The sequence below is a fragment of the Fodinicurvata halophila genome, assembly GCF_042651425.1.
In the GTDB taxonomy this organism is placed as follows: Bacteria; Pseudomonadota; Alphaproteobacteria; order Kiloniellales; family DSM-21159; genus Fodinicurvata; species Fodinicurvata halophila.
Map to the genome: position 1 here is coordinate 71,818 of NZ_JBHSCW010000006.1, position 12,399 is coordinate 84,216.

Sequence of the window (12,399 nt, forward strand, 5' to 3'; positions counted from 1 at the left end):
CTCTTCCACTTCCACAGATCGTGATTCCTCGCGTTCATCCGCCGCGGCAAAGAGCGGCAGGGGCGTATCGCCCAGGGCCCTGATGGCCCAAAGCGCATCGCGGCGCTCCAGCCCGAATGCGGGCAAGAAGGCATCGGCCCGGGCCAGCGTCTCCAGGCTCGCCATCGCCAGGCGCGTGCGCCGGCGCAGGTCCTCGACACCGGAAAAGGGCCGGCCGCCACGCGCCGCCACCAGCTCCGCAGCTTCAGCATTGCCAAGACCCTTTACCAGCCTGAAGCCCAACCGCACGGCGAACCGACTTTGTCCCGGTACCGGCTCCAGGGAGCAGTCCCAGCGCGAGACGTTGATACAGACCGGACGCACCTCGACGCCGTGTTCGCAGGCATCGCGCACGATCTGCGCCGGGGCGTAGAACCCCATGGGCTGGGCATTGAGCAGTGCCACACAGAAGACGTCCGGGTGATGACACTTGAGCCAGGAACTGGCGTAGGCAATGAGCGCGAAGCTGGCCGCATGGCTCTCCGGGAAACCGTAGCTGCCGAAGCCCTCCAATTGCTTGAAGGTCCGCTCCGCATAGTCCCGGCTGTAGCCGTTGGCGACCATGCCCTCGATCAGTTTCTCCTCCAGGTGGACCACCCCGCCGGTGTGCTTGAAGGTGGCCATGCCCTTGCGCAGCTGGTCAGCCTCGGCCGGCGTGAAACCGGCGCATTCGATGGCCACCCGCATGGCCTGTTCCTGGAACAGGGGCACGCCCAGGGTCTTGCCCAGCACGCGTTTCAGGGCCGGTGTCGGATAGCTGACGGGCGCCAGCCCCTCACGCCGCTGCAGATAAGGGTGCACCATGTCGCCCTGGATCGGCCCCGGGCGCACGATGGCGACCTCGATGACCAGGTCATAGAAGGTGCGCGGCTTCAGTCGCGGCAGCATGTTCATCTGCGCGCGGCTTTCGATCTGGAAGACCCCGACGGTGTCGGCCCGGCGGATCATGGCGTAAGTGGCTGGATCCTCCTGCGGAATGTTCGCCAGATCCAGATCGGCCCCCTTGTGATCGGCCAGCAGGTCGAAAGCACGCTTCATGCAGGAGAGCATGCCCAGCGCCAGGCAGTCGACCTTCATGAAGCCCAGTACGGCGATATCCTCCTTGTCCCACTCGATCACCTGGCGCAGCTCCATGGCCGCCGGCTCGACGGGCACCAGCTCGTCCAGGCGCTCCCGGGTCAGCACGAAGCCCCCGGGATGCTGGCTCAGGTGCCGCGGGGTTCCCATCAATTGGCCGGCCAGCTCGAGGGTCAGGCGCACCCGACGATCCATACCGCCGGTGCCCTCCGGGGCCGTCGGCTCGGCAAGGCTGCCGTCATCCTGGATCTGCCCGGCCAGTCTCTCGATGAGGTCAATCGGCAGGCCGAGCGCCTTACCCACGTCCCGGAGTGCGCCCTTGGCCCGGTAACGGATGACCGTGGCACAGAGCGCGGCGCGCGCGCCCATAGGTCTCGTAGACCCACTGGATCACCTCCTCGCGGCGCTGGTGCTCGAAATCCACGTCGATGTCCGGCGGCTCGCGGCGAGCCTCGGAGACGAAGCGCTCGAACAGCAGGTCGTGCTTCTCCGGGTCGATCGCCGTGATGCCGAGCAGGTAGCAGACAACGGAGTTGGCCGCCGAGCCCCGCCCCTGGCAGAGGATGCCCCGGGAGCGGGCAAAGCGCACGATACTGTTCACAGTCAGGAAATAGGGTGCGTAGTCGAGCCTGCCGATCAGGGCCAGCTCGTGCTCCAGGCTCGCCTGAACCTTGTCCGGCACGCCACAGGGATAGCGCTTGCCTGCGGCCTCCCGGCTCAGGCGCTCGAGGGCCTGCTGCGGGGTCTCGTCCCTGTATTCGCGCTCGTCGGGATACTGATAGGCCAACTCGTCCAGGCTGAAGCGACAGCGGTCAACGATCTCCAGGCCGCGTGCCAGCGCCTCCGGATAGCGGGCGTAGAGCCGGTGCATCTCGGCCGGGGCCTTCAGGTGACGGTCGGCGCAGCGCTCGCGGCGATACCCCAGATCATCGATGGTGCAGCCGTGACGCACACAGGTCATCACGTCCTGCAGCGGCCGCCGGTCGGGGGTGTGGTAGAGCACGTCCCCGGTCACCACCGTGGCCACGCCCACCTGTGCCGCCAGGTTGGAGAGCTCGTGCAGGCGCAGCTGGTCATCGGGGCGCCGGCGCAGGGTGAGCGCCAGGTAGGCCCGGTCGCCAAAGGCCGCCCGCATCCGGACCAGCCGCGCGGCGCAGTCCGCGTCGGGCTCCTCGGGCAGGAGGATGCCGATGAGGCCGTCGCAGTCGGCTGCCATGTCTTCCCACACCAGATGGCACTCCCCCTTGCCGGCGCGCTGCTTGCCCAGAGTCAGCAAACGACAAAGCCGTCCATAGCCCACACGGTCCACGGGGTAGACCAGGAGTGAGGACCCGTCGGTCAGGTTGAGGCGGCAGCCAACCACCAGCCGCACGCCGCTTTCCTTTGCCGCCACATGGGCCCGCACGAGACCGGCCAGGCTGTTACAATCGACCAGGCCCAGGGCCGCGATGCCAAGTTCCGCGGCACGGCTGAAGAGTTCTTCGCAAGACGAAGCCCCGCGCAGGAAGCTGAAATGGCTGGCCACCTGCAGCTCGGCGTACCGCGCGGTGTCGGTCATCCGAAGAACCCCTGCAGGAACCAGCGATGCGTACCGCTCGCCCCGTCGACACCGTCGCCCGAGCGGAAGATCCAGTACCGGCCACCCGAGTCATCCTCGACCCGGAAGTAGTCGCGCACGGCCCAGGTCTCCGCATCGCGCTTCCACCATTCGCCGTGGATGCGCTCCGGCCCGTCGGCGGCCACCACACGGTACCGGCTTCCCTGCCAGACAAAGGCCGCCGGCGGATAGTCGGGCAGCAGGGCCAACGCCTCGATGGGCTCGGGGCGCCGGAGCAGCCGCACAGGGCGCGGCCAGCGGGCCGGCCAGCTTGGTCCCCTGGCCGCGGCCAGGGGATCCACGCGGCGGACCGAACGCTCCGGCACGTCGCTTTCCACCGGCGCCTGGCGATAGAGCCGGCCTGCGCCGAGGCGGTTGGCCAGGCGGTCGACCAGATCAACGGGATCGGCCGCCTGCGCCGCGCCCAGCTCGTTCAGCCTCTGGGCCGGTTGCAATGTCTCCGCCCGGGCGGCCCGCAGGACCAGCGTTTCGATTCCGAAGCCCGGGTCGATCGTCTCTATGCGATCACACAGCAGCTCCGCCAGGCGATCGGGGGCACGGGACGGCCGGGCGAGGCGCACCATGACGGCCTGACCCTGGCGGTCGACACGCCGGCAGATCAGGTCCAGCCGTCGCACCCCCTGCCCTTGCGTTTCCAGCTTGCGGCAGAGCTCCCGTGCCAAGTCATCCAGGTAACGCGCGATGGTCTCGGCAGCGGCGATGGGCTCGCCGAAGACCTGCTCGACCTCAAGGACCCCGGCCGGGCGCAGGGGTGTCAGGGGCTCGTAGCGATCTCCCAGGGCCTCATCCAGGCGCTGCAGCAGCTGCGGGCCGAACCGCCGGGTCAGCGGCGCGCGCGGCTGGCCCATCAGGTCGCCGATCCGCGCGAAGCCCAGCGTCTCCAGCCGGTCGACCTGGTCCGGGTCCAGACGCAAAGCCGCCAGGGGCAAGGGCGCGAGGGCCGCGCGGTGCTCGCCGGGCGCCACCCGAACGCAGGGCTCGCCGTCATACCGCGCCAATGCATGGGCGGCCCCGGGCGTGTCGGCCAGCGCCAGGCGGGCGGCGAAGCCGGCCCCTGCCAGGCGATCGCGCAGGGCCTGCAGCATGGCGACCTCGCCGCCGTGGAGATGGTCCGCACCCGTGGTGTCGACCAGCAGGCCGTCCGGCGGGTCCGGCGCGACGAGCGGTGCGTAATGGCGATAGACCCACTCGGCCAGGCGCAACAGTCCGCGGGCATCTTCCTCCGGAGTTCCGGGCCGGGTCTCCAGCTCGGGCACCAGGCTGCGCGCCAGACTGAGCGCCTGGCCGGCCCGCAGGCCGCGGTGCCGGGCGGGTGTGTCCACAGCCAGCAGCACCCGGCCCGTCGTATCCAGCAGCGCCAGCGGCCGGTCAGGAGGCAAGCTCCTGTCGGCCTTCCACGCCCGATCCGTTGGCCAGGTCGGCAGGTAGATCGAGACGACCCGTCGCATCACAAGCCTCCACAGTAAACTCAGTGCCCGTGCCGCCGCGCACCCGCAGCAGCTCGACCCGCCAGTGCGCCCGCCCCACGCCGGGCACCGGCAGGGGTGCCGAGGGACAGGTGGCGATACGCCAGCGGGTGAGCGCCGCCGACGGTGCCCCCTGCCCTGTCACGCCCGACGGCCGCGGGGTGCGGTGCAAGGCCAATGCCAGGGTGTCCTGGCCTTCGGCGGCCAGCTGCAGCCGGCGCGAGGCCTTCAGGGAGAGCTTCGGCACCTCGCTCACCACGGCGCCCAGGCCCCCATGCCGCAGGCCCTCCTCCAGGCAGTTCAGCAGGGCGGCCTCGTCAGGTGCCTCGACGTGGATGACGCGCTCCGGCGCCAGGCCGGCCTGGGCCAGGGCGGGCGCGAAGAGGTCGCGCTCACGCAGGCACCAGAGCACCGGTCCCCGGGTGCGCGCGGCAATGCCGGCGGTGAAGAGCGTGGCTGCCGCCTCATCGGTCGGGCCCCTTGCGCCGCCCAGCACCAGCCCGCTCCCGGGCAACTGCGCGTCCAGCGCCGGCACCTCGAAGGGCAGGACTTCGCCGCTGTGGCACTGTCCCTGCTCTAGGTGCCGGATCTCCGCGCGTAGTCGGGCTATGGTCGATGTCCCGGACACGGCCCTTCGCTCGCTCCCATGATCGAATGATTATGTTCTCTATTTGTTCTCATTTGCCTGGGAAGAGTCAAGACGGGAGTCGAAGGACACTCGATCCGGCAACTGAGATGGGGCTAGACTGGACGCAATTGGGTCCATCGTCGCGAGGAAAACGCCACCATGTGCGGCCGCTTTACACAGCATTTCACATGGAAGGAGCTTGTCGAGCTCTACAACCTGACGCGTCTCGACAACGCCCCCAACCTGCAGCCGCGATCGGATATCCGGCCGACAACCGACATCGTGATCGTCCGCGAGAAGGACGGCCAGCGCGAGGCCGCAACGGTGCGCTGGTGGCTAGTGCCGCCCTGGGCGAAGGAGCTGTCCCAGAAGTATGCCATGTTCAATGCGCGCACCGCTGTCTCGGCGACTGCTAAATCATCCTTCCGTAGGTGCTATGGGGTCCAATTCACTCTGCGTGCCGAGGATATCTATGACAGTGGTCATATCTTTGGGCGGGTCTGTGCGGAGAACGGTATCGAACACCGCCTGACTCGGATCGGGCATCCCTGGACGAATGGGCAGGTTGAGCGCATGAACCGCACCATCAAGGACGCCACCGTCAAGCGCTTCCACTATGACAGTCACAGCCAGCTGCGTGGTCATCTCAATGACTTCGTCAAAGCCTACAACTTCGCACGAAGACTGAAGACGCTGGGCGGACTCACGCCCTATGAGTTCATCTGCAAAGCCTGGACGTCACAGCCTCAACGATTCAAACTCAACCCCATCCACCACATGCCGGGACTGAACACCTAGGAACCCCGATCGCATAATGCTGAGCCACAATTGGTTGGAACATCCGTTTTGCTTCAGGATACGACCTACGTCCAAGTGCGAAGGCGCTTGACACCTTCATTGTTGCAAAGAGCAACAAACAGGCCATCCGGAGGTTCTGACTTGCCCACGATAATCATCACAAAGCTGGCCAGTCTATGACGAGACTGCTGAAACATATCCTGAAAACTACTGATATCGGTTGCAGATGGTTGGGGATGTGGTTCCGGATGAGTATGCCAGTCTCCTACATAGTGCAGGCCTACCTTGAACAGATGAACTATCTCACTTCGCTCCGCCAACCGGTTAGGCGAAAAGACGAATAGGCTACGCCGGTCCGAGGGTCGTGGACCGGTCGCCCGCTCTACGGAGATCTTGAGACCTTCGAAGCGGGCAAAAAGCTGACCACCTGCTTCGCTAGGGCTGGGTTTGTATTGTCGATGCCTTCCGACATGATCCAGCACAGCTTCGGTTATCACAAGTTCCCGGCCAGTATCACCAATCCGATACGAGATCACACCGCATATACCTGCCGAGCACATGCGGGGCATTGTGCCGAAGCTGCCCAGGTTCGCTCGACCGTCATACCTCCGTCTCCTGGATTGCCGACAGCGGCACTCCATTCCTCAGACCAGCTGCCGCCAGCCGTTTCGATGAGCGTTCGACGTCCTATCCAAGCGCGGTGTTTTGCGGAATGGATATTGGCCATTAGCGCGTCAACTACGCTCTCTGCCAGCAGAGCGTGCGCCCAGCATAGCTCCGCTGGTCCATAAGGCGTAAACAATGCTCCACACGCAGGCTCCTGTAAGACGTCTGTACCTTCGTTCCAAGAAGTCACTACTAGATCAGGACGCCCCTTGTCATCGACACCGCACCGAAAGCAGGCACCATTTCGAGGTATCAACACCGCATGGGCAGCAGCAGCGTTCGGCTCCACCCAGCCGTAGATGATCGGTGGAAAATCTGTGTGATCTTGTTGAAGATCATTCAGATAGCTCTCGGCCGCCCAATTGCCCATCGTACTGACGATCAGATCGCATGTAGCCATGTCCTCGACAAGATCTGTTGCATCAGGCTCGACGCGACTATGTCGTGCGGAGATTTCGCCCAAATGCGGATACTTTTGTTCAATTTCTCGGGCAAACTCCAAAGCCTTGGGGCGAAGTACAGAGGTCGCTCCGAGTTCGTGTCGGCCAACGTTGGGCCAATCCATACGGCTACAATCAACCAATAGTCAACCAATAGCAAGCTACCGACACCGGCCTGAGCGACAAGATGCACCAATGGCGCTCCCAACGAGCCACAACCGAGAACAGCGACTCGAACGTGCCGCAGTCTCTCCTGTCGAGAATCATGATCTCGCCCATGTATCCATAGATAATCTGCGCGTTCGACAGCAGCCTTTGTAGCTCTCGCTGATCCCGAGAAATACCGACTGACCAACAAACTTTTTGGCACATAGCCTGGACGAAATCCCGGCACCAGTGGATTTCCCTTCCTGTCGGGTCTACCAGCCGCTGCAGGTGACCGAACCGTTAGAGCACCGAAACAGGCACCATTCTTCGAAGGCGCACCTATCAGGAGATCTATTTTGTCCATGCCTGAAACAGCCAAGTCTTCCAGAACCGTCACGGAATCCGACGCGCGTTCCTTTGCCAACACTCGGATATCTGCTGCTGTCTCTGGATACTCGAATGGCAGAAGGGGTTCAGGCAACCAGATTAGGGCGCCGTCATGATACGTGTAATCTTTACTTTTTCCCGCTTTTGCACCCCATCGTGGCAGCCATCTATCCAAGGTCTGCCGGTCGTCTGCGATCACCCGTGCATACTTTCCGCGCCAAACAAACACCTGGCGGCTGGGTCCGGATGGCTCCACCAAGCTGATAATGCGCGGGACATCTTGGTTTGCCGCTAATAGCCAATAGCTGAGGAACTCCTCTCGAAATTCCTCAACGTTGGCACCTGCTAAACTGTCCTCGATAAGCCTGCATGCTTCGCCCAGCACGAGCTCGACAACGCTTGTTGGATTGTCCACCGACACAGCAGCGTCGGTTGGCAGGATGCAGAGTCTCCCATCCAACTCAAGATGAGGCCAGACAAGAGATGCGTCTACCCTCTCCAAAGGAGGTTTTGCGCAAAAACACCGTATTGGCAGGTAATTTCTTAGAAACCTTTTGTCAGTTCCTATCAAATAGATGTTCCTATTTTAGGCAGACTTCGTTCCCCGTGAACAACGCGCCCCGGCCATGGGATCTTCGGGTTTGAGGGCTTCTCCAAGTATTCGAATTTGCAGGATAGCGGGGTTTTGAGGTGCGAAACCTTACGATGCTGATCGGCCTCGCCCTCATCTTCACCCTGGGCAACGTGATCACCGCCCTTGCGCCGACGCTTACGATCGCGTTGGCGGACCGCATCCTGATGGCTTTCAACCATGGCACTTTCTTCGGTATCGGTTCTATCATTGCTGCCTCGTTGGCTGCGAAGGAACGCAGGAGTGCCATAAGGGAAAGTGTCTAGCCGATCCGCGTGACGCGAGAAAGGCCGGAGTTGGGCTGCCGCGTGGCGAAGGCGCCTGAAGAGCCTTGCGGTCGTTCAGAGCGTCGTTTCGCTGGCCTCCCCCGCATCAAGGCCTCGATCTCGTGACTGTCGGGATCGCGCAAGCAACAGCCGGACTCAGTCTATCCTTAGATGGGTGCGGACTGCCATCTGGTCCCGTCGATGAGGGTCTGATTTATGAATCTGGAGTATAGGCGCATTCGGGATTCTTGATCTAGTCTGGCCAAGTCAGCGCCGATACCCTGAGTCCCTCATTGCCAAGGCGATGTCCTGTCGCCCGTCATACGAGGGCGGGCGATCACAGAAGTCGGTATTCATAACCGACTCGCCAAGGAGAGAGGGATCGATTGCCAATGTCAAAGCCAAGCAACTGGGAGATTAGCAGACGCGACCTGATGATCGTTGGGGCAGCCTCGGCAGCCTCGCTCGGTGTGCCCAAGCTTGCCTTCGCGCAAGCCGAAACGTCTGCCCAGGCCCTCAGCGCAGGATCTTCTGCAACCCATGTTGGATTCACCGTGAACGGTGCGGTGCTGGAGCTGACGGCCGACAACCGCCTTACACTGCTCGACGCACTCCGCGAGAGCCTGGAACTGGGCGGAACGAAGAAAGGCTGCGATCACGGCCAGTGCGGCGCCTGCACTGTCCTCGTGAACGGCCGACGGATCAATTCATGCCTGACCCTCGCGGTCATGCACGAGGGTGACGAGATCACCACGATCGAAGGCCTCGGGACGCCGGAGGATCTTGATCCGATGCAGGAGGCCTTCATCGAGCATGACGGCTACCAATGTGGCTACTGCACGCCCGGCCAGATTTGTTCGGCCAAGGCCACGCTCGAGGAGATCCGTGCCGGCATTCCAAGCCATGTGACCGAGGACATTACGGCAGAGATGCAGGTCACGTCCGCCGAGATTCGTGAGCGCATGAGTGGGAATATCTGCCGCTGCGGCGCCTACGCGAACATACTCACCGCCATCCAGGACGTTGCGGAGACGCAAGCATGAGAGCCTTTAGTTACGAACGGGTCCGCTCGTCGCAGGAGGCAGCCGCGGCCGTCGCCTCGGCCGAGGGTGCCAAGTTCATCGCCGGCGGGACGAATCTCCTGGACCTGATGAAGCTCGAGATAGAGACGCCCAGCCATCTGATCGATGTGAACGGCCTTGGCCTGGACAGCATCGAGGAAACCGAGGAGGGCGGGCTTCGTATCGGTGCGCTGGTCCGCAACACCGATCTTGCCGCCGATCCGCGCGTGCGAAGGGGTTACGGCCTCCTGAGCCGGGCGCTGGTCGCCGGTGCCTCGGGCCAGCTTCGCAACAAGGCGACGACAGGGGGCAACCTGCTGCAGCGTACGCGCTGTCCCTATTTCTACGACACCAACATGCCGTGCAATAAGCGCAGCCCAGGATCTGGCTGTGCAGCGCTCGAGGGCTACAGCCGGCAACTTGCGGTCATCGGGAGCAGCGAGTCCTGCATCGCCACACATCCAAGTGACATGGCGGTCGCCATGCGGGCGCTCGATGCGGTCGTTGAGACGGTGGACCCGGACGGCGAAACGCGCTCGATCCCGATCGAGGATTTCTATGCCGCGCCGGGTGACACGCCGGATGTGGAAACCGTGCTTGCACCCCGTGAGTTCATCACATCGGTGGTGCTTCCGGCATCGGTGGGTGGCCAGCAGATGTACCACAAGGTTCGTGACCGCGCCTCCTACGCCTTTGCCCTCGTGTCCGTGGGACTCGTACTGCAGTCCGACGGCAGCGGGCGCGTCGCGCTCGGCGGGGTCGCGCACAAGCCCTGGCGCAGGGAAGCGGCGGATGCCGAGCTCCCCCGCGGCGCCAGCGCGGTGATGGCGCGCCTCCTGGAGGGCGCCTCGCCCACCGAGGACAACGCATTCAAGGTGACACTGGCCGAGCGCACGCTCGCCGGCATGCTCGCCGAAGCGAAGGAGTGAGACCATGCGCTTCGACAGTCCCGCAGGAAAGAACCCCGCCGACCGCATGACGGTGCTCGGTCGTTCGACACCCCGTATCGAGGGTCCGCTCAAGACCACGGGCACCGCAGCCTATGCCTACGAACGCTACGAGGTGGCTGAGAAGCAACTCATCGGCTATCCGCTGGGCTCGGCTATTGCCAAGGGCCGGGTCGTCTCGATGGATACCCAGGAGGCCGAGGCGGCGCCGGGAGTCGTCGCGGTGGTGACGACACTCGATATGGACCGCCTGCCAAAGGTCCAGTGGAATATCGCCTACCTGTTCGGTGGGCGCGAGATCCAGCACTACCATCAGGCCATCGCCGTGGTCGTTGCGAAGAGTTTCGAGGAGGCCCGCGCAGCCGCTGGCCTTATCCGCGTGGAATACGAGGAGGACAGCGACAGCACTTACGATCTTGCGGCCGCACGGGAGCGACAGGTGCAGGAGACAGTCGAGCCCATATCCAGCGTGGGCGACTTCGAGGGCGCCTTCGCCGTGGCGCCGGTGAAGCTCGACGAGACCTACACCACGCCCGCCCAGTGCCATGCCCAGATGGAGCCACACGCCACGATTGCGCAGTGGAACGGCGACAATCTGACGCTCTGGACATCGAACCAGATGATCGAGTGGAGCCGGCAGGCACTGTCGACGACCTTCGACTTGCCGCCGGACAATTTCCGCCTCGATTCGCCCTATATCGGCGGTGGCTTCGGGGTGAAGCTGTTCCTGCGCGCCGATGCGATACTCGCTGCGCTCGGTGCGCGCCGAACGGGCCGGTCGGTCAAGGTCGCGCTGCCGCGGCCGATGATCGCCAACAACACGACCCATCGCGGCATGACGATCCAGCGGATTCGCATTGGCGCGGACGAGGATGGTCGCATCACCGCGATCTCGCACGACAATTCGTCCAATACCCTGCCAGGCGGTGAAGGCGAGGAGGGCGCGCGGCCGACGCGCCATTTCTACGCCGGAGAGAACCGTCTGATGATCCACCGGCCAGCGGTCATGCACCTGCCCGAGAGCAACGCCATGCGCGCGCCGGGTGACACAGCCGGGCTGATGGCGCTCGAGATCGCCATGGACGAGATGGCCGAGAAGCTCGACATGGATCCGGTCGAGTTCAGAGTGGTGAACGACACCCAGGTCGATCCCGAGAACCCGGACCGGCCGTTCTCCCAGCGTCGTTTTGTCGAGTGCCTGCGCAGGGGTGCGGAGGCATTCGATTGGTCTTCGCGAAATACTGAGCCCGGTCGCCTGCGGGACGGCGAATGGCTGATCGGTCATGGTGTTGCCGGGGCTTATCGCGGCGCACCCGCGGCGGCCTCCGGGGCTCGCGTCCGCCTGCGGCCCAATGGATCCGCGCTTGTCGAAACGGACATGACCGATATCGGCACCGGCTCGTACACCATCATCGCGCAGACAGCGGCGGAGATGCTGGGCCTGCCGATCGAGCAGGTGGACGTAGATCTCGGCGATTCACGTGCGCCCGTCTCTTCCGGGTCCGGTGGCCAGTGGGGGGCGGCAAGCTCCACTGCCGGCGTCTATGCCGCGTGCGTCGCCCTGCGCAAGAAGATTGCCGAGCGAATGGATGTGGACGCCGATGAACTGGAGTTCGCAGACGGGTCGGTTCGGCATGGAGGCACTCAAACGCCGCTGACCGGGCTCACCGACGGGCAAGAGATTGTCGCCGAGGACTCGATCGAGTTCGGCGACTTCCGGACCCAGGAGTACCTGCTTTCGACCTTCGGGGCGCATTTCACCGAGGTTGCCGTCCACCGGGCGACCGCCGAGATACGCGTGCGCCGGATGTTGGCGGTGTGCGATGCCGGACGGATTCTCAATCCGCTGACAGCACGCAGCCAGGTCATCGGAGCGATGACGATGGGTGTCGGCGGTGCGCTGATGGAAGGTATGGAGGTCGACCAGCGCCGCGGATTCTTCGTCAACCACGACCTGGCGAGCTACGAGGTGCCGATCCACGCCGACATCCCCGAACAGGAAGTCATCTTCCTAGAGGGGGGCGACCCATACTCCACGCCGCTGAAGGCAAAGGGTGTCGGGGAACTCGGCATCTGTGGAGTCAGCGCAGCGGTGGCCAACGCGATCTACAACGCGACTGGCGTTCGCGTGCGCGACTATCCGATCACGCTCGACAAGCTTCTCCGGGACCTGCCTGCGGTTTGAGCAGTGCTCTTCTGCAGGATTGAGGCGACGCGTGGGTCAGAAC

8 protein-coding genes and 4 pseudogenes are annotated in these 12,399 nt (G+C 64.0%); 6 read left to right on the forward strand and 6 right to left on the reverse strand.

What is annotated here, in order from left to right; translation table 11 throughout:
• Nucleotides 1-34: 34 nt before the first annotated feature.
• From ACFOW6_RS11370 to ACFOW6_RS11380, 3 genes and pseudogenes are all read right to left on the reverse strand, one after another.
• A pseudogene (locus tag ACFOW6_RS11370) lies at nt 35-2,674 on the reverse strand (PHP domain-containing protein).
• Nucleotides 2,671-4,182: a Y-family DNA polymerase gene (locus ACFOW6_RS11375; RefSeq protein WP_382422491.1), complete on the reverse strand. Its 1,512-nt coding sequence runs from the start codon at nt 4,180-4,182 to the stop codon at nt 2,671-2,673. Before ACFOW6_RS11375 ends, ACFOW6_RS11370 begins: the two are co-directional and overlap by 4 nt.
• Nucleotides 4,103-4,828, reverse strand: a complete 726-nt coding sequence (locus ACFOW6_RS11380; RefSeq protein ID WP_382422492.1) for an ImuA family protein — start codon at nt 4,826-4,828, stop codon at nt 4,103-4,105. Before ACFOW6_RS11380 ends, ACFOW6_RS11375 begins: the two co-directional genes overlap by 80 nt.
• A gap of 159 nt (nt 4,829-4,987) precedes the next feature.
• Between ACFOW6_RS11380 and ACFOW6_RS11385 the strand changes: the two are divergent.
• Together ACFOW6_RS11385 and ACFOW6_RS11390 are read left to right on the forward strand one after the other, a co-directional pair.
• A pseudogene (locus tag ACFOW6_RS11385) lies at nt 4,988-5,254 on the forward strand (SOS response-associated peptidase family protein); the annotation flags it as partial.
• Nucleotides 5,255-5,266: 12 nt separating this feature from the next.
• Nucleotides 5,267-5,626, forward strand: a pseudogene (locus ACFOW6_RS11390) (integrase core domain-containing protein); the annotation flags it as partial.
• A gap of 65 nt (nt 5,627-5,691) precedes the next feature.
• Here ACFOW6_RS11390 and ACFOW6_RS11395 read toward each other — a convergent pair.
• The 3 genes and pseudogenes from ACFOW6_RS11395 to ACFOW6_RS11405 all read right to left on the reverse strand — a co-directional run.
• On the reverse strand, nt 5,692-6,267 hold the full coding sequence (locus ACFOW6_RS11395; protein ID WP_382422493.1) for a Mov34/MPN/PAD-1 family protein: 576 nt from the start codon (nt 6,265-6,267) through the stop codon (nt 5,692-5,694).
• Nucleotides 6,159-6,857 (reverse strand): ThiF family adenylyltransferase, encoded by a 699-nt coding sequence (locus ACFOW6_RS11400; RefSeq protein WP_382422494.1) that lies wholly within the window; start codon nt 6,855-6,857, stop codon nt 6,159-6,161. The genes ACFOW6_RS11395 and ACFOW6_RS11400 overlap by 109 nt, the downstream gene beginning before the upstream one ends.
• Before the next feature lie 29 nt (nt 6,858-6,886).
• Nucleotides 6,887-7,837 (reverse strand): annotated as a pseudogene (locus ACFOW6_RS11405) (E2/UBC family protein); the annotation flags it as partial.
• Between the two features lie 134 nt (nt 7,838-7,971).
• Here ACFOW6_RS11405 and ACFOW6_RS11410 point away from each other — a divergent pair.
• From ACFOW6_RS11410 to paoC, 4 genes are all read left to right on the forward strand, one after another.
• Nucleotides 7,972-8,163: a hypothetical protein gene (locus ACFOW6_RS11410; protein ID WP_382422495.1), complete on the forward strand. Its 192-nt coding sequence runs from the start codon at nt 7,972-7,974 to the stop codon at nt 8,161-8,163.
• Between the two features lie 392 nt (nt 8,164-8,555).
• Nucleotides 8,556-9,206: an aldehyde dehydrogenase iron-sulfur subunit PaoA gene (gene paoA, locus ACFOW6_RS11415; protein ID WP_382422496.1), complete on the forward strand. Its 651-nt coding sequence runs from the start codon at nt 8,556-8,558 to the stop codon at nt 9,204-9,206.
• A complete protein-coding gene (locus ACFOW6_RS11420) occupies nt 9,203-10,153 on the forward strand; it encodes an FAD binding domain-containing protein (RefSeq protein WP_382422497.1) in 951 nt (316 codons plus the stop codon). The genes paoA and ACFOW6_RS11420 overlap by 4 nt, the downstream gene beginning before the upstream one ends.
• A 4-nt stretch (nt 10,154-10,157) precedes the next feature.
• Nucleotides 10,158-12,356, forward strand: a complete 2,199-nt coding sequence (paoC, locus tag ACFOW6_RS11425) for an aldehyde oxidoreductase molybdenum-binding subunit PaoC (protein ID WP_382422498.1) — start codon at nt 10,158-10,160, stop codon at nt 12,354-12,356.
• Nucleotides 12,357-12,399: the final 43 nt, after the last annotated feature.

Coding starts and splice junctions, on each gene's coding strand:
- ACFOW6_RS11410 (WP_382422495.1), top strand. CDS start 7,972: ATGCTGATCGGCCTCGCCCTCATCTTCACCCTGGGCAACGTGATCACC.
- ACFOW6_RS11375 (WP_382422491.1), bottom strand. CDS start 4,182: ATGCGACGGGTCGTCTCGATCTACCTGCCGACCTGGCCAACGGATCGG.
- paoC (WP_382422498.1), top strand. CDS start 10,158: ATGCGCTTCGACAGTCCCGCAGGAAAGAACCCCGCCGACCGCATGACG.
- ACFOW6_RS11420 (WP_382422497.1), top strand. CDS start 9,203: ATGAGAGCCTTTAGTTACGAACGGGTCCGCTCGTCGCAGGAGGCAGCC.
- ACFOW6_RS11395 (WP_382422493.1), bottom strand. CDS start 6,267: ATGGAGTGCCGCTGTCGGCAATCCAGGAGACGGAGGTATGACGGTCGA.
- paoA (WP_382422496.1), top strand. CDS start 8,556: ATGTCAAAGCCAAGCAACTGGGAGATTAGCAGACGCGACCTGATGATC.
- ACFOW6_RS11400 (WP_382422494.1), bottom strand. CDS start 6,857: ATGGATTGGCCCAACGTTGGCCGACACGAACTCGGAGCGACCTCTGTA.